16 protein-coding genes are annotated in these 15,226 nt (G+C 72.8%); 10 read left to right on the top strand and 6 right to left on the bottom strand.

Annotated features, from left to right (window positions below; translation table 11 throughout):
• Nucleotides 1-247 precede the first annotated feature (247 nt).
• Nucleotides 248-1,444: an MFS transporter gene (locus tag OO52_RS02780; RefSeq protein WP_234339351.1), complete on the bottom strand. Its 1,197-nt coding sequence runs from the start codon at nucleotides 1,442-1,444 to the stop codon at nucleotides 248-250.
• 290 nt (nucleotides 1,445-1,734) lie between these two features.
• On the opposite strand from OO52_RS02780, the gene OO52_RS02775 reads away from it, so the two are divergent.
• On the top strand, nucleotides 1,735-2,397 hold the full coding sequence (locus OO52_RS02775; protein ID WP_030640530.1) for a ScbR family autoregulator-binding transcription factor: 663 nt from the start codon (nucleotides 1,735-1,737) through the stop codon (nucleotides 2,395-2,397).
• Nucleotides 2,398-2,537: 140 nt separating this feature from the next.
• Here the strand turns inward: OO52_RS02775 and OO52_RS02770 are convergent, their stop codons facing one another.
• Nucleotides 2,538-2,990, bottom strand: a complete 453-nt coding sequence (locus tag OO52_RS02770; protein ID WP_030640529.1) for an SgcJ/EcaC family oxidoreductase — start codon at nucleotides 2,988-2,990, stop codon at nucleotides 2,538-2,540.
• An 89-nt stretch (nucleotides 2,991-3,079) separates the two neighbouring features.
• Here OO52_RS02770 and OO52_RS02765 point away from each other — a divergent pair, with 89 nt between their 5' ends.
• The gene (locus OO52_RS02765) at nucleotides 3,080-3,568 is read left to right on the top strand and encodes a MarR family winged helix-turn-helix transcriptional regulator (RefSeq protein WP_030640528.1); all 489 of its coding nucleotides are present in this window, start codon (nucleotides 3,080-3,082) and stop codon (nucleotides 3,566-3,568) included.
• 83 nt (nucleotides 3,569-3,651) lie between these two features.
• The gene (locus tag OO52_RS02760; RefSeq protein ID WP_030640527.1) at nucleotides 3,652-4,518 is read left to right on the top strand and encodes a class I SAM-dependent methyltransferase; all 867 of its coding nucleotides are present in this window, start codon (nucleotides 3,652-3,654) and stop codon (nucleotides 4,516-4,518) included.
• Between the two features lie 12 nt (nucleotides 4,519-4,530).
• Here the strand turns inward: OO52_RS02760 and OO52_RS02755 are convergent, their stop codons facing one another.
• Nucleotides 4,531-5,352, bottom strand: a complete 822-nt coding sequence (locus tag OO52_RS02755; protein ID WP_030640526.1) for a DUF1684 domain-containing protein — start codon at nucleotides 5,350-5,352, stop codon at nucleotides 4,531-4,533.
• 276 nt (nucleotides 5,353-5,628) lie between these two features.
• On the opposite strand from OO52_RS02755, the gene OO52_RS02750 reads away from it, so the two are divergent.
• Nucleotides 5,629-7,809 carry an MMPL family transporter gene (locus OO52_RS02750; RefSeq protein WP_030640525.1) on the top strand — a complete coding sequence of 727 codons (2,181 nt, stop codon included), beginning with the start codon at nucleotides 5,629-5,631 and terminating at the stop codon, nucleotides 7,807-7,809.
• A 409-nt stretch (nucleotides 7,810-8,218) separates the two neighbouring features.
• On the opposite strand, the gene OO52_RS02745 is transcribed toward OO52_RS02750, so the two are convergent.
• Nucleotides 8,219-9,142 (bottom strand): SDR family oxidoreductase, encoded by a 924-nt coding sequence (locus tag OO52_RS02745; protein WP_030640523.1) that lies wholly within the window; start codon nucleotides 9,140-9,142, stop codon nucleotides 8,219-8,221.
• A gap of 86 nt (nucleotides 9,143-9,228) precedes the next feature.
• Here OO52_RS02745 and OO52_RS02740 point away from each other — a divergent pair, with 86 nt between their 5' ends.
• Nucleotides 9,229-9,795, top strand: a complete 567-nt coding sequence (locus tag OO52_RS02740) for a TetR/AcrR family transcriptional regulator (protein WP_030640521.1) — start codon at nucleotides 9,229-9,231, stop codon at nucleotides 9,793-9,795.
• A gap of 103 nt (nucleotides 9,796-9,898) precedes the next feature.
• On the opposite strand, the gene OO52_RS02735 is transcribed toward OO52_RS02740, so the two are convergent.
• Nucleotides 9,899-10,297 carry an ACT domain-containing protein gene (locus tag OO52_RS02735; protein ID WP_030640519.1) on the bottom strand — a complete coding sequence of 133 codons (399 nt, stop codon included), beginning with the start codon at nucleotides 10,295-10,297 and terminating at the stop codon, nucleotides 9,899-9,901.
• A gap of 198 nt (nucleotides 10,298-10,495) precedes the next feature.
• Between OO52_RS02735 and OO52_RS02730 the strand changes: the two genes are divergently transcribed.
• The 5 genes from OO52_RS02730 to OO52_RS02710 all read left to right on the top strand — a co-directional run bounded on the left by OO52_RS02730 (nucleotide 10,496) and on the right by OO52_RS02710 (nucleotide 14,206).
• Nucleotides 10,496-11,218, top strand: coding sequence for an FAD binding domain-containing protein (locus OO52_RS02730; RefSeq protein WP_030640517.1), 723 nt, complete (start codon nucleotides 10,496-10,498; stop codon nucleotides 11,216-11,218).
• A 96-nt stretch (nucleotides 11,219-11,314) separates the two neighbouring features.
• On the top strand, nucleotides 11,315-11,803 hold the full coding sequence (locus OO52_RS02725; RefSeq protein ID WP_030640515.1) for an AAA family ATPase: 489 nt from the start codon (nucleotides 11,315-11,317) through the stop codon (nucleotides 11,801-11,803).
• Between the two features lie 31 nt (nucleotides 11,804-11,834).
• On the top strand, nucleotides 11,835-12,704 hold the full coding sequence (locus OO52_RS02720) for a 4Fe-4S domain-containing protein (protein WP_030640513.1): 870 nt from the start codon (nucleotides 11,835-11,837) through the stop codon (nucleotides 12,702-12,704).
• 114 nt (nucleotides 12,705-12,818) lie between these two features.
• The gene (locus OO52_RS02715) at nucleotides 12,819-13,745 is read left to right on the top strand and encodes a hypothetical protein (protein ID WP_030640505.1); all 927 of its coding nucleotides are present in this window, start codon (nucleotides 12,819-12,821) and stop codon (nucleotides 13,743-13,745) included.
• Nucleotides 13,746-13,756: 11 nt separating this feature from the next.
• Nucleotides 13,757-14,206, top strand: a complete 450-nt coding sequence (locus tag OO52_RS02710) for a DUF5709 domain-containing protein (protein WP_030640503.1) — start codon at nucleotides 13,757-13,759, stop codon at nucleotides 14,204-14,206.
• Between the two features lie 197 nt (nucleotides 14,207-14,403).
• Here OO52_RS02710 and OO52_RS02705 read toward each other — a convergent pair whose 3' ends face one another.
• Nucleotides 14,404-15,219, bottom strand: coding sequence for a carbohydrate ABC transporter permease (locus OO52_RS02705; RefSeq protein ID WP_030640501.1), 816 nt, complete (start codon nucleotides 15,217-15,219; stop codon nucleotides 14,404-14,406).
• Nucleotides 15,220-15,226: the final 7 nt, after the last annotated feature.

Below are 15,226 nucleotides of genomic sequence, written 5' to 3'. Positions count from 1 at the left end.
GGACCGGCCGAGTGGGGCCGGCGGCACACCGCCGGCCCCACCAGGGTCACCGGGTCACCGCGGGGAGCGGTCCGGGTCGTGCATCACGAAGCGGGCCAGGGTCTTCCGCGGCCGACCGGTGGAAGCGCGCCTTCTCCAGGACGGATCGAGGCCGGGTCCGACAGCAGGGCCCGGGTGGCCTCGGTGGCGTAGCCCCGGCCGCGACGGGACGCCACGACTCCGTAGCCGATCCGGTCGCGTTCCGTGGTCACGGGTCTCCCGCGCCGGGGCGACCGTAGCGACCCCGTGCTGTCCGGCGCGAAGCATTTTGGTCGGCGCGCTTCCGCGTCGCCCCCGCGCCCCCCGACAGACGTCCGCCGACCAGCAGCACCGCGCAGGCCCCGGCCGTCAGCAGTCCACCGGCGAGGAAGGTCCCCCGCGCACCGGCGTGCGGCAGGACCAGACCCCCGAGCGCGGCGCCCGCCGCGATACCGGCGTTGTACGCACCGGAGTTCGCCGCGAGGGCGAGGTCCGTGCGGCCCGGTGCCCAGTGCAGCATCGCGTTCTGCGCGGTCATGAACACCGGTCCGAGCGCACCGCCCGTCAGGACCAGGCACACCACCGCCATGACCTGACGGTCGCCCGCCGCGTACAGGCCGAGCATGCCGAGCGTCTGGGTGGCGACGGCCGTGGGCAGCGCGGCATGCGGGAAGCGGTCGAGCAGTGCCGCGGTGACGCTCACCCCCGCCAGACACGCGGTGCCGAAGGCCGCGAGCAGGGCGCTGACCGTGCCCGGGGCGAACCCGCTCACGTCGTCCAGGAACGTCACGAGGTAGGTGTATCCCGCGAACGCCCCGGTGGCGGAGAGAAGTCCGGCCGCGAGCACGGTACCGAACCGGCGGACGTCGGGGCTGCTGCCGTAGGCGGCGGGCTCGTCGTCCGGACGCGAGGTCGGCAGCAGGACGGCGATCGTCACGAGGCAGACCAGTCCCGGCACGGCCAGGGAGGCGACCGGGACCGGCCAGCCGCGCTGCCGGCCCAGCCAGGTCCCCGCGGGGACGCCGAGCACGAGGGCGAGCGAACCGGCGACGGACAGGGCCCCGACCACACGCCCGCGCACCTCAGGGGCGAACAGGCCCACCGCGACCGGTCCCATCACCGCCCAGAACAGCGCCTGGGCGAGGGCGGTCAGCACTCGTGCCCCGAGGAGCAGCCAGTACGAGGTGGCCACGGCCGCGACCAGGCTGGACACGACCAGGGCGGCCAGCAGCCCCGTGAGGACATGGCGCCGGGGCACCGCCCGCAGGGCGTGGGCGAGCGGCAGGGAGGCGACGGCCACCGTCACGCCGTAGCCGGTGACCAGCAGCCCGACCGCGGACAGCGACACCCGGAGGCTGTGGGACATGAGGTCCAGGAGGCCGATCGGCAGGTTCTCCGCGGTGTTGAAGGTGAAGGCGGCCAGCATGAGGGCCGCGAGCACCGCCGGCCCGCGCCATGCGGCCGGCCGCGCCGGGACCGCACCGTCTCGTCCCGGCCGGGCCCACCGCGCTGGTTCCGTGACACCGTCCATCCGGTCAGCTCACCGGCCGCGCCGGTCCCACCGCAAGCGGATTCCGGCCTCTGCCACGGCCGGGGCGTCCTGTGTCAGGCGCATGTGCCAAGTCCGCGTGAACCGCCCTTGCCCGCCCTTCCGTTGAGATGCCGTGCGGTAGGGTACGAGCTGTTTGGTTTAATTTTCAGCTTGGGGGAGGGTCCATGGCGCAGCAGGAACGAGCTGTCCGGACCCGACGTGCTGTTCTGGAAGCGGCCGCCGCCGTCTTCGCGGAACGCGGATACGCGGCCGCCACCATCGCCGAGATCCTGAACCGGGCCGGTGTCACCAAGGGCGCCCTGTACTTCCACTTCGACTCCAAGGCGGCCCTCGCCCGGGGCGTGCTGCAGGAGCAGATGAGGACCGAGTACCACCTGCCCCGGGAACTCAAATTGCAGGAGTGGGTGGACGCGGGCATGACCCTCGCCAAGCGGCTGCCGCAGGAACCGGTACTGCTCGCCGGCGTCCGGCTCTCGGCCGACCTCCAGGGCCGCGACGTCCTCGGCAGTGCCTGGCCGGCCTGGGCCCGGATGACCTCGTGCGTCCTGACGGAGGCGAAGGAACGCGGTGAGGTGCTGCCGCACGTGGACCCCGAGGAGACCGCCCAGGTCTTCCTCGGTGCCTGGATCGGCGTGCAGTTCGTCTCGCAGGCCGTGGCCGGCTGGGCCGACCTGGACGACCGCATGTCGGCGCTGTACGGCCACCTCCTCCCCGCCATCGCGGCCCCGGCCGTCCTCGTCCGGCTGGACACCGCTGCGGACCGGGGCGCCCGTGTGATCGCCGAGGTCCAGCAGAAGTCGGCGGCGCTCGCCGGCGTCTCCGCCTGACACGGACCGCCGCGTCCGACTCCCGCGTGCGGCCGTCTCCCAGGCGGCGCGGGAGCCACCCGTACCGACACGTACCAAACCGCCGGGACGGTTTACGACAGGCCCTGCCGGAGCCCCGAAGTCGAGGACCTGGCGCCCGGTCACACCCGGCCGGCCGCGGGGACGAGCCCGGGGGCGAACCGGAAGGAGACCGCCTCCGTCAGCGGCTTGCGCTTGGTGTTGTGGAAGGCGGCGATCCGCCAGGCGCCGTCCGCCTCCCGCGTCAGCGTGTACGTCTGCACCTTGCCGAGCCGGCGGGGCCGCCTGCCCTTGTACGTGTCCCCGCGTCCGCTGACCACCGCCGTGTCCGGCCCGAGGAAGCGGATGCCGACGACCTCGTCCGCGAGCCGGGTGTCCTTGAGGAAGGTCGTGAACAGCACGCGGTGGCTCTCGGTGATGTCCCGGCGTCCCTGGTAGAGGGTGCCGACATAGGTGGCGTAGGTGGCGTCCTCGGTGAAGAGGCGGCCGTAGGCGTCGGCGTCGTGCTCGTTCCAGGCGGCGACCAGTGCGTCCAGGACGGCGGTGACGGCGGTGGTGTCGTGCGATGTGGGCATGACGGAGGTCCCCCTCATGGTTAGACTGGCGCAGAGTCTTACTGAGAACAGTATCTGCATGTGTGCAGAGATTTGGGAAGGGGTCCACCGTGCCGAATCCCGGGAGCGGCAGGGACGACGAACACGTGATCTTCCGTCAGTACCTGGACGCCGTGGGCCTCCAGGGCCTGGCCAGCGCCGAGGCCGCGGGTCTGCACACCTCGGAGTGGTACGCGCTCAGCCTGCTCACCCGGGAGGGCAGCCTGACCTCGGGCGAACTCGCCACCCGCACCGGGCTCACCACCGGGGCCACCACCCGGCTGATCGACCGCCTGGAGCGCGCCGGATACGCGCGCCGGACGCCCGACCCCACCGACCGCCGGCGCGTGCACGTCGAACCCGTCCCGGACGCGCTCGACCACGTGGAGGAGGTCGTGGGCCCGGCCCGCCGCCGTCTCGCCGAGGTCCTGGCCCACTACACACCCGACCAACGCGCCCTGATCTTCGATTACTTCGCCCGCGCGGCCCCCGCGTTCCGCGCCGCGACCGAGGAGATCCGGGCGGCGGCCCCGCGCAGGCGGGCCAGGAAGTCCGGCTGACCCGAGCGGACCGGCCGCTCCCGGGCGTGACACCATCACCGTCGTCCGTACGACCGCTCCCCACCGGAAGGGCACAGGCCACGATGACCGACTGGGAGTGGGACGAGACCCTCTTCGCGGGCGCCGCCCCCTACTACCAGCAGGGCCGGCTGCCCTACGCCCCCGGGCTGGTCCCGCGGCTCGCCGAGGTGCTCGCGGCCGACGGCACCGGACGCCTCCTCGACGTGGGCTGCGGACCGGGCACCGTGACCCTCCCCCTGGCCCCTCTGTTCCGCGAGACCGTCGGCGTGGACCCGGACCCCGGCATGATCACCGAGGCCACGCGCCGGGCCGCCACCGCCGGACCGGCCGCCAGGACCCGCTGGCTACGGCTGCGCGCCGAGCAACTCCCGGCCGGCCTCGGCACGTTCGACGTGGCGGTCTTCGCCCAGTCCTTCCACTGGACCGACCGCGAACGGGTGGCCCGGACCGTCCATGGCATGCTCCGGCCCGGCGGAGCACTGGTGCACCTGGCCGACCTGAAGACCGAGCGCCGTACGACCGCGGGCCTGCCGCACCCGGCCGTGCCCTACGCCGGCATCGCCGATCTGGTCCAGCGGTATCTCGGCCCCGTCCGCCGTGCCGGTCGCGGCCTGCTGCCGCAGGGCACACCGGGGGGTGAGGCGGCGGTGTTCTCCGGGGCCGGATTCACGGGCCCCGAGCGGCACGTCGTACCCGGCGGCCAGGCACTCGTACGCACCACGGACGACGTCGTCGCCTGGACGTTCTCGATGTCCTTCTCCGCTCCGCACCTGTTCGGCCCGTACCGGGAGTCCTTCGAGGCGGACCTGCGCCGTCTGCTCGGCAGCGCCTCCCCGGCGGGCCGGTTCGCCGAACGGGTCCCGAGCACCGAGGTGTTCGTCTGGCGCCGACCGCGGCGGGTGGGGTCGCAGGCCGACGGGACCGGGTGAGGGCGGTGCGGGTCAGGGCCGGCCGCCCCGCTCCAGAGGGATGCGCTCGCCCGCCTCGACCGCGACCGGCAGCCGGTTCCCGGCGGGTGGCAGCGGGCAGGTCGCCAGGTCGGTGTAGGCGCACGGCAGGTTCGTCGCGCGGTTGAAGTCGAGGACGACCGTGCCGTCCGGGCCGGGCGCGGCGATCTGCAGGGAGCGGTTCGCGGCGTACGTCGTCACGCCCGAGGTGCTGTCGGTGAACAGCACCATGAGACCTCCGGGGCCCTTGCCGTCGAAGGCGGTGAGGCGGTGCCGTGCGCCGGACAGCTCGAACTCGACCTGGCCGGGGGAGTCGTAGACGTGCTCCAGACCCTCCACGGCGGCGCCGACCGTGACGGGCCGCGGCTCGTCGAAGGGCAGGAAACGGCCGGTGACGACCCAGCGCGGGTCCGGGGCGTAGGCGGGCGTGTACCGGAAGGAGGTGCGCAGCGCGTTGCCGGGGTGGCGGGGGCGCAGGATGTCGTGGCCGCCGCGCCGGGCGATTTCGAGCACGGCGTCGCCCCAGCCGGCGTACCGGCTGTCCCGCTCGGGGACGACCCCGAACGCGTGCCGGCCGCGCACCACCGTGCCGTCGACGGTCAGTTCCTCGCCCTCGGCCAGCTCGACCAGCACTCCGTCGGCGCCGGACGACCAGGCCCCGGGAGCGTCGTCGAAGCGAGCCGGTTCGGGGCCCAGCCAGTGCAGGCCGGTGATGGCGAGGAAACCGTGCGGTGCGGCCAGGGCCTCCTCCTTGGCCCGGTGCCACTCCTCCCACTCCTTGACGAAGTCCACGCGGTCGATGTCCTGGACGGTCATGTCAGCTCCCTCGGTACGGCGCCGCCGGTCGGTCCCGCCCTCCTGTCAACGACCGCGGCGCCCGAGCTCATCCCGCCCTTGTCCGGAAAGTCGGCCGGTTCTCGCCTCCGGCGGGGGCCGCGCATATCCGAGGAGAAGATGTATGTCCACGGTCACTAGGATGTGAGGCCAAGACAACCATGCGACCGGCCGTTCGTTGCGGGCCGGTCGGGGTCGCCGATGCCAGGGACCGCTCCCCGGGCTGCGGTGATCTTCCTTCCCAGGAGGACCCTCCGCATGTTCCGACGAATAGGCAACGCCGTCGTCCGTCATCCCATTTGGACGATCGTGGCGTGGCTGATCGCCGCGGTGGCCATCGTCGCCACCGCTCCGACCCTGCCCTCGAACAGTGACGAGAGCAGCTTTCTGCCCAAGAGTTACGAGTCGATCCAAGCGGCGCAACTGCAGGAGAAGGCGTTCCCCAGCGCCTTCACGCCGTCGGCGCTCGTCCTCTACCAGCGCACCGACGGCGGCAAGCTGAGCGCCGCCGACCTGCGCGATGTCACCCGGATCACTTCCGAGCTGGGTGAGAAGCACATCGACCAGGTACAGAAGGTCGTCCCCGGCCGGCCGTCCAAGGACGGCAGGTATGACCTGACCCTGGTCCAGATGGACAGCAAGACCGCCGGTCAGCCCAAACAGGCAGACGCGGCCAAGGAGTTGCGTGACGAGGCCAAGAAACTGGCCAAGGGCACGGACCTGGAAGCCAAGCTCGGCGGTTCCGCCGCGCAGGCGCTCGACCAGCAGGACTCGTCCAAGCGCGGCGAGGCGCTGATCGGCATCGGCACCTTCGGGATCATCCTGATCACCCTGCTGATCATCTTCCGGGCGCCGATCCTGGCCGTCCTGCCCCTGGTGCTGATCGGCCTGGTGTCCGCCGTCGCCAACGGGCTGATCGCCTACGCCACCAAGCTGTTCGGGCTGGAGGCCAACAGCTCGATCTCGTCCATCCTGATCGTCGTGCTCTTCGGCGTGGGCACGGACTACTTCCTGTTCCTGATATTCCGTTACCGCGAGAGTCTGCGGGCCGGCGACGAGCCCAAGGAGGCCATGGTCAACGCCGTCGGCCGGGTCGGCGAGGCCATCGCGTCGGCGGCCGGTGCGGTCATCATCGCGTTCCTCGCCCTGGTGCTGTCCACGCTGGGCTTCCTCAAGCAGATGGGCCCGGCGCTCGCCATCGCGGTCGGCGCCACGCTGGTCGCGGGCCTGACCCTGATCCCGGCCGTGGTCTCGCTCATCGGGCCGAAGGTCTTCTGGCCCTCCAAGTCCTGGAAGACGGAGCCCGAGAACGCGCGCTTCGCCGCCCTCGGCCGGGGCGTCCAGCGCCGCCCGGCGCTGACCGCCGTCGTCTCCGGCCTCGTCCTGCTCGTCCTGTCGCTCGGCACCCTCGGCTACAAGGCCACCTTCGACCTGGCGTCGGGCTCCATGCCCAAGACCAAGGAGTCCATGGTCGTCCAGGACGAGATGCAGAAGGCCTACTCGGCGGGTGCCGCGGCACCGACCGACGTCTACCTGTCCAGCACCGACGGCAAGCCGCTCGACACGTCCGCCTTCGACGCGTACGCGAAGAAGCTCGGTGCCGTGGACGGCGTCGCGAACGCCCGCATGGCCCAAGTGAACAAGGCCGGCACCACCGCCGACTTCACCGTCACGCTCAAGTACGAGGCGTCGACGGACAAGGCGATCGATGCGGTGGGCCGGGTCCGCGACGTCGCGCACTCCGCGGCGCCCGAGGGCACCAAGGCGCTCGTCGGCGGCATGTCCTCGATCTACAAGGACATCAACGCGGCGGTCAACCACGACTACCGGACGGTCTTCCCCGTCGCCGCCGCCCTGATCATGGTGATCCTGGGGCTGCTGCTGCGCAGTGTGGTGGCGCCCTGGTACCTCATCGCCTCCGTGGGCCTCGGCTTCGGCGCCACCCTCGGCGCCACCGTGTGGATCTTCCAGGACGCGCAGGGGCACCCGGGCCTGATGTTCATGCTGCCGGTGATCATGTATCTCTTCGTGGTCGCGATCGGCACCGACTACAACATCCTCATGATCGCCCGGTTGCGTGAGGAGGCCCGCGCGGGCCGGGAGCCGCGCGAGGCCGCCGGCATGGCGCTCCGGCACGCCGGGCCGACCGTGGCGGCGGCGGGTTTCATCCTGGCGGCGACCTTCGCCACGATGATGCTGGCCGGCAACTCGCTGCTCTCGGAGATGGGCTTCGCGGTCTCCTTCGGTATCGCGGTGGCCGCGTTCGTCATGGCGATGTTCTTCACCCCCAGCCTCACGGCCCTGATCGGCCACGCGGCCTGGTGGCCGGGCCACGCCGACCGGGCGGAGGCGTCGGCCGCCGGCACGCGCACCGGAACGGCCGGCTCCGGTCCGGTCCGCGGCGAGGAGGACCGCGATCCGGCCGGCCGCCGCGGTTAGCGGTGGTCGGTGAGACCTGTCGGTTCCGCCGAGTGCCGTCACCGCCGGTCGTCGGTGAGACCGGCCGGCTCTGCCGGGTGTCGCCATCGGCGGCGGTCGGTGGGACCGGTCGGTTCCGCCCCGTGTCGTGATGGGCGGCGGTCGGTGGGACCTGTCGGTTCCGGCGGGTGTCGTCACCGGCGGCGGTCGGTGGGACCGGTCGGCTCTGCCGGGTGTCGCCATCGGCGGCGGTCGGTGGGACCGGTCGGTTCCGCCCCGTGTCGTGATGGGCGGCGGTCGGTGAGACCGGTCGGCTCTGCCGGGTGTCGTCACCGGCGGCCGTCCGCCTGAACGATGAGTCCTGCCGGGCCATGTGGCCCGGCAGGGCTTTTTCGTGCCCGGAGCGGGGTGCCGGGAGCGGCCGGTCGGGTCAGTCGGTGGCGGCGGGGCCGCGGAAATAGTGGCCCTCGTCCAGATCCGCGAGGAGACCGGGCTGGACCGGTTCCCAGCCCAGCAGTTCGCGGGTCAGGGCGCTCGACGCGACGGCGTCGAAGCCGACCGGGCCGCTCAGCCAGCCGAAGTGCTCGGCAGCGGCCTCCGGCGCCACGGAGGCCACCGGCACATCCAGATGACGGCCGATCACTTCCGCGATGTCCCGGAGCGCGACACCCTCCTCCGCCGAACCGTGCAGCACCGAGCCGCCGGGCGCCTTCTCGGCCGCCAGCCGGAACAGCCGTGCGGCGTCGAGGCGGTGCACGGCAGGCCAGCGCGTGGTGCCGTCGCCGGGGTGACCGGAGACGCCCTTGGCGCGGGCGATGGCGACCAGACTCGCGACGAAACCGTTGTCCCCCTCGCCGTGGCAGGTGGGGGAGAGCCGCACCACGGACGAGCGGACACCGCGTTCGGCGAGGGCGAGGGTCGCCTCCGCCGTGGTCTGCCGGATCGAGAAGTGCGAGCCGTGGAGCGCGGGCCTGTCCCGTTCGGTCACGAGCCGCCCGGGTGCCACCCCGAGCAGCCCGGAGGCCAGGACGAAGGGCCGGCCGGTGCCGGCGAGGGCGTCACCGAAGGCGTCCACGGCACGGCGATCGGCCTCGGCCGCCTCCTGGAAGCCGCCGCTGAAGGCCAGGTCGTGCTTGAAGGCGAGGTGGATCACCCCGTCCGAGGCGGCGGCCGCGTCCCGCAGCACGCCGAGGTCGTCGACGGTGCCGCGGACGACCTCGGCCCCGGCCGCGGTGAGCGCGGCGGCGGAGGCGTCGGAGCGGGCCAGCCCGACGACCTGGTGTCCCGCCCCGATGAGGTCGGGCACGAGGGCGGAGCCGATCCAGCCGGACGCCCCGGTCACGAAGTAACGCATGGGAGAACCCCAGACTCTTGATGTCAGTGACTGTCATGGACCCTAGCACCCGATGTCAGTCACTGTCATCGCGTAGGATCTGCCGCATGGGCAGATGGCAGCCGAACGCGCGCGAGCGCCTGGCGGAAGCGGCGTTGGAGCTCTACGGCGAGCGCGGGTACGAGCAGACCACCGTGGCGGAGATCGCCAAGCGGGCCGGGCTGACCGAGCGGACCTTCTTCCGCCACTACGCCGACAAGCGCGAGGTGCTGTTCGGCGGCTCGGGAGAGTTGGAAGAACTGTTCGTGCGGGCGGTCGCCGGCACACCGGTTGACACGGCGCCGATCCAGGCCCTGGCCGCCGGACTCGACGCGGTCTCGGAGGTCTTCGCCGGCCGCCGCGTGTTCGCGCGCGCCCGGCACGCCGTGATCACGGCGAACGCGGAGCTCAAGGAGCGCGAGCTGATCAAACTCGCCTCCCTGTCGGCCGCGCTCGCCGGCACCCTGCGCGGGCGCGGCGTCCCGGAGCCAGCCGCGAGCCTCGCGGCCGAAGCGGGCGTGGCCGTGTTCAAGATCGGCTACGAACGCTGGTTGGAGGCGGCCGAGGACCGCGACCTGGTGCACCTGGTGCGTGAAGCGCTGACCGAGTTCAAGGCGGTGGCCGCCGCCGGCTGAGCCGTGGCGGAAGACACTCTGCCCGCACCCGGCACCCCGGACGTGCGCGTGTGCGCCGAGGCGGGGCCGGTGCCGGTACGGCTCAGTGGGGTGCCGGTACGGCTCAGTGGGTGGCGTCCGCCAGACCCTGGAGGATCTCCACCGCCCGCTCGGCCTGCTCGTAGGGCACGAAGAGGTGGTCGTGGTGGAAGCCCGCCACGACATTGCAGCTCAGACCCGCGTCGGCGAGCGCCCGTGCGACCGCGGCGGTCAGTCCGATCGCGTCCAGCGCGGAGTGGACGCGCAAGGTGATCCACCCGGCCACGTAGTCGTACGCCATCCCGGCCGCGTCCGCGTCCGCCTGCGGCAGCACGAGGGTGAGGCCCTCCCGCTCGGCGACCGTGACCACCGGGGAGCAGCCGGAGGGCACGCCGCCCTCGGCCATGGTGAAGACGAAGCGGCCCGGGTTCAGCTCCGGCCGCATGCCGCTGAGCAGGGTACGCAGATCGGTCTCGCCTGTCACAGGTCCCACCCTACGGGCCGTGCAGACGGTCGGCCGCTCGGCCGGTGACCTGGTACGCCGACGGGGCCGAGCGCGCGGCGCGTGCTCGTGTGAGCCCTGTACGCGCCCCCGTTCGTACGAGAAGACTGCGCTGTCGGCGGGCAGCGGCCGGGCGCCGCCCGCGCATCGTCCGAGCCCGGGAAAGGCAGGTCGGCCGCTGTGCTGTTGCGTCTGCCCACGTCCGTGACCGAAGCCCGGGAATGCCTGGCCGAGGGGGCCGTGCCCATAGGCGGGGCGACTCTCGTGTGGGCGACCTGGCAACGGGACGGATTCCCCGAACTCGCCATGTCCCTCCGGGAGTTGCCGGAGGCAAACGTCATGGGCCGGGAGCGGGTGGGCGGCGCCGTCGTGCTGCACCGGATCGACGAACGGGTGCCGGACGTCCTGCGGCTGGCCGCCGCCACGGTCGGCACCGGCGCCGTGCGGCGGACGGCGACGGTCGGCGGCAACATCGTCGGCAGCACGCTGCGCTGCCTGCTGCCCGCGGCGCTCGTCCTGGACGCCCGCGCGACGGTCCTGGAATCCGAGGGCGTCCGCGAGGCCGACCTGGCCGAGGTCGTCGCCAAGCGGCCCGTGCTGATCGGCCTGAGCTGGCGCACGCCGATCGCCTCGGCGTACCGCAAGCTGCCCGGCGAGGCGGGCGGCGCGCCACCCCTCGTCGTCGCCTCGGCCCTGCACGCCGGGCACGGTGCGCCCCACCTCGTGCGGGTCGCCGTACGGGACGGTTACGAGGTGCTCAGCGGCGCCGCTCCCGGAGGCACCGACGCCGACGAGACCCTCGACGCACTGCGCGGCACGGCCCTCGGCGAGCTGCCGCCCGACGCGTGGGACGTCGTACGCCCTCAGGTCACCGGGCTCCTGGAGAGCGACGGCACGGACTGAGGGGACGGCCGCCCGCACGGCCGTTCGGGGTCCTCGCGCAGACGCCGGCCGCCGCCTGCGCAGCCGTGGGCGTCGGTGGCGTGTCATCGTGGCGGTATGGCGACAGAACCGGACGTGGCGGTGCTGGTCGGGCTACAGGCCGCCGGCAAGACCACCTTCTGCACGCGGTGCCTGGCCGACCGGTACGCGCTGGTCAGCAAGGATCTGTTTCCGCGCGGTGCCAAGAACAAGCAGCGCCGGCAGATGCGGCTGGTGGCGGAGCATCTGGCAGCCGGACGGGCCGTGGCCGTCGACAACACCAATCCGTCACCGGAGGAATGGGGCCCGCTGGTGGAGGCGGCCCACGCCCATGGGGCGACGGCGACGGCCTACTGGTTCCCGCCGGACGTGACGGGCTCCCTGCGGCGCAACGCCGCGCGCGAGGGCCGCGACCGGGTCCCGGACGTCGGCGTCCTGGCCACGTTGAACCGACTGCGCAGGCCGTCGTCGCGGGACGGCTTCGACGCGGTGCGCGAGGTGCGGTTCGACGGGCGGGGCGGCTTCCGGGTAGGGGACGGGCAGGGCGGCTTCCAGGTACGGGTCTGAACGGGAAACAGGGGGTCGAGGAGGTCCAGCCGTGGACGGATGGTACGTGGACGAGCGCTGCGTGAACTGCGACGCGGCCCGGCAGTTCGCGCCCGGGCTGATCGGCGAGGCCGACGGGAAGTCACGGATCCTGCGCCAGCCGGCCGACGAGGCGGAGAACCGGCGGTTGCACGCCGCCGTCTTCGCCTGCCCCACCCGCTCGATCCGGCCGGTGACCGGCCGCGCGGACCCGGCACTGGACCCGTTCCCCCTGGCCCTGGACGACGGGGTGCTGATCTGCGGGCACAACTCGACGCACACCGCGGGCGCCAACGCGTACCTGCTCCTGCGGCCGTCCGGCACCAGCATGATGATCGACACGCCTCGGTGGAGCCGTGAACTGGCCGAGCGCTACACGGCGTCCGCCCCCGTCACCGATGTGCTGCTCACCCACCGCGACCACGCCGCGCACGGCCGCCGCTACGCCGACCACTTCGGCGCCCGGCTCTGGATCCACGAAGGCGACCTGGACGCCGCACCGGACGCCGACCAGGTGATCCGCGGACTCGAACCGCTGGAGATCGCCGCGGGCGTCACCGTCCACCCGCTCCCCGGTCACACCCGGGGCAGCGTCCTGTATCTCGCCGACGACCGGTACTGCTTCAGCGGTGACAGCTTCTACTGGTCGCGCACGACCGGCGATCTGGAGGTCGTCGACAGTGTGACCTGGTACTCCATCGAGGCCCTGGCCGACTCCCTGGCCAGGACGGCGGGGCGGCTGCGGTTCGAATGGGTCCTGCCGGGCCACGGGGACCGGCGCCGCCTGCCGGCCGAGGAGATGTCCCAGCGGCTGCACGGCCTCACGGAACGCACGCGCCTGCTGCGGCCCCGCCCGGTCGACTTCACGGGCGTCCGCTGGTGACGGGACGCCGCGCTGTTCCCTGACAGGCAACACCCGGGGCGCTGGCAGGATCACCGCCCCGGCGCCGGGCCCCTACCTTTTCCGGTGCACAGGGTCCGACCGAAGGGGACGGGAATGAAGCGGAAGGCGACGGCGTGGGTGCTGCCCGCGTTACTGGTGGCGTTCGGCGTGGTGGGCTCCGGGGCACCGTCCTCGGCGCAGAACGAGAACCGGGCCGCGGCCGCGTCGACCACGGCGGTCGGACCGCAGTACGACACCACGCACGTCTACGTCACCCCCGGCGCCACGGACGCGTTCGTCGCCAGCTGGGAGGCGACCTTCGGCGGGACGCACACGGCCAAGGTCGTCACGACCGTCACCCCGACGCCCAGCAGGACCGAGTCCGAGCTGGTCCTCTCGCCGGTCGGCACCCTGTCCGTCTTCGACTTCAAGACGCCCGCGCCCTATCCGTTCGGCACCGAACGGACGGGCTGGCTCATGAGCGACTTCGACACGGGCGTCCGCCTGGCCCGCAGGAGCGGCGCCCAGGTCGTCGTGGCGCCCTTCGACGACCCCGTCGGCCGGGACGCGATCGTCCAGTTCCCGGGCGGAATCAACGCCCAGTTGTACTGGCACACCAAGGTTCCGTCGTACGCGCCACTGGAGACCGTGCCGGACAACCGCGTCTATCTGACGCCGGATTCGGTGCACGCCTTCCTCCACTCCTACCTGCGCTTCACCGGCGGGCGGATCGTCGCCGATCAGCGGGCGGCGGACGGCGGTGACCTCGGCCGGCCGGGGGAGACGTACCGCCGCGTCGCCCTCCGCTCCCCGTTCGGGGACACGGTCGTCAGCGTCACCGACGGCCACCTTCCCTACCCGTTCGGCCGGGAGACCACCGGCTACGCGGTGGGGAACCTCACGGCGACGCTGCGCAAGGCGGGGGCAACGGGCGCGAAGGTGCTGTGGGGACCGTACGCTTCGAGGGGCCGGTCCTCCGCGATGGTGGAGTTCCCCGGCGGCTATGTGGCCGAACTGCATGAAGGAGGGGAGCGCGGGTGACCGACGCGACGATGGGCGACGACGTGTACCAGCCGGACGGATCGGAGGTGCAGGACGACGCCGGCCTGCTGGACGCCTCCGACACCCTGGACTACCGGAGCGGCGAGGAGGCCCTGGACGAGGGCTACTCACCGCCGGAGCGCCCCTGGGGCGTGGAACACACCGGCGTCACGGCGGCGGAGCGGTGGCGGGGGGAGAGCCTGGACGAGCGCCTCGCCGAGGAAGTACCGGACATCGGCGAGCCGGAGGGCGACGGCATCGGCGACACCTGGGACACGGACGGTGAACTCGTCGACGACGAGGTCGGCGACGAGCGCGCCGGACGGCTCGTCGCGCCGGACGAGGGCAGCCATGAGAACACCGAGTCCGACCTGTTCGCCTCCGACCGGGGACTGGACGGCGCCGGGGCCTCGGCGGAGGAGGCCGCGATGCATGTGATCGCGGACTCCGAGAGCTACTGAGCCCACCGCGGCGCGGCACGGAGGACCCGCACCGGAGGACGCGGTCGACGGGTCGGCCTTCGACCTGGACCCCACCGCCGACGGGTCGGAGCCCGGCTACGACGCCGACACGGACCTCGGCGTCGACCGGCGTCGGCGGCACCCCGCGTCCCGCGCGTGAACACGGCCGGCCGGTCTCACTCCGAGGCCGGCCGGTCTCACTTGAGGGCCCCGCCGGTGATCCCGGCGGCTACGTGGCGCTGGGCCGCGACGAGCAGCGCCGCCGCCGGGACGGACGCCAGGACGGCGGTGGCCATGACGGCGTTCCACTGGTTCGTGTGGGCGCCCAGGTACTCGTAGACGCCGACGGTGACCGGCCGCACCGAGCCCGTGGTGTTCAGGGTGAGCGCGAAGAGGAAGTCGCTCCAGGCGAACAGGAAGGTGAAGAGGCCGGCGGTGATCAGCGCGTTGCGGCTCAGCGGGAGCACCACGGACCACAGGACGCGGAGCCGGCCGGCCCCGTCCACACGCGCGGCGTCGATGATCTCCCCGGGGACGCTCCGCATGGACGCGCGCAGGACGAGGATCGCGAAGGGCACGCCCGTCGTGGAGTCGGCGAGGATCAGCCCGCCGTAGGAGTTCAGGAGTCCCAGGTCGGTGTAGGCGCCGTACAGCGCGTTGGCCACGGCGATGCCCGGAACCATCTGGGTGACCAGGACGCCGAACAGCACGGCCGCGGTGCCCCGCGGGCGGAGCCGGGCCAGCGCGTAGGCCGCCGGTACCGCGAGTCCGAGGCTCAGCACCACACTGCCGAGGGCCACGATCAGGCTCGTGACCAGGTTGCGTCCCTGATCGCGCACGGCGGTGGCGTAGCCGCCGAAGTCCGGGTGGAGGGGGAACCAGCCCGCGCGCAGGACGTTGCCCGCCGGTTGCAGGGAGGCGTTCACCATCCAGTACACCGGGAACAGCATCAGCGCGAGCAGGACGACGCCCACGACCGTGGACAGTCGGCCCCGCGCGGGACTGCGCTTCACGGGGTGC

It is taken from the genome of Streptomyces flaveolus, assembly GCF_000716535.1.
GTDB lineage: Bacteria > Actinomycetota > Actinomycetes > Streptomycetales > Streptomycetaceae > Streptomyces > Streptomyces flaveolus_A.
The sequence above is the reverse complement of the archived record's forward strand: the minus strand, read 5'-3'. Positions and strand labels throughout refer to the sequence as shown.

What these genes read in the sequence shown, in the direction of transcription:
- OO52_RS02760 (WP_030640527.1), top strand. Translation starts at nt 3,652, where the DNA reads ATGACCGACTGGGAGTGGGACGAGACCCTCTTCGCGGGCGCCGCCCCC.
- OO52_RS02775 (WP_030640530.1), top strand. Translation starts at nt 1,735, where the DNA reads ATGGCGCAGCAGGAACGAGCTGTCCGGACCCGACGTGCTGTTCTGGAA.
- OO52_RS02770 (WP_030640529.1), bottom strand. Translation starts at nt 2,990, where the DNA reads ATGCCCACATCGCACGACACCACCGCCGTCACCGCCGTCCTGGACGCA.
- OO52_RS02740 (WP_030640521.1), top strand. Translation starts at nt 9,229, where the DNA reads ATGGGCAGATGGCAGCCGAACGCGCGCGAGCGCCTGGCGGAAGCGGCG.
- OO52_RS02755 (WP_030640526.1), bottom strand. Translation starts at nt 5,352, where the DNA reads ATGACCGTCCAGGACATCGACCGCGTGGACTTCGTCAAGGAGTGGGAG.
- OO52_RS02715 (WP_030640505.1), top strand. Translation starts at nt 12,819, where the DNA reads ATGAAGCGGAAGGCGACGGCGTGGGTGCTGCCCGCGTTACTGGTGGCG.
- OO52_RS02725 (WP_030640515.1), top strand. Translation starts at nt 11,315, where the DNA reads ATGGCGACAGAACCGGACGTGGCGGTGCTGGTCGGGCTACAGGCCGCC.
- OO52_RS02745 (WP_030640523.1), bottom strand. Translation starts at nt 9,142, where the DNA reads ATGCGTTACTTCGTGACCGGGGCGTCCGGCTGGATCGGCTCCGCCCTC.
- OO52_RS02710 (WP_030640503.1), top strand. Translation starts at nt 13,757, where the DNA reads ATGGGCGACGACGTGTACCAGCCGGACGGATCGGAGGTGCAGGACGAC.
- OO52_RS02750 (WP_030640525.1), top strand. Translation starts at nt 5,629, where the DNA reads ATGTTCCGACGAATAGGCAACGCCGTCGTCCGTCATCCCATTTGGACG.
- OO52_RS02780 (WP_234339351.1), bottom strand. Translation starts at nt 1,444, where the DNA reads ATGCTGGCCGCCTTCACCTTCAACACCGCGGAGAACCTGCCGATCGGC.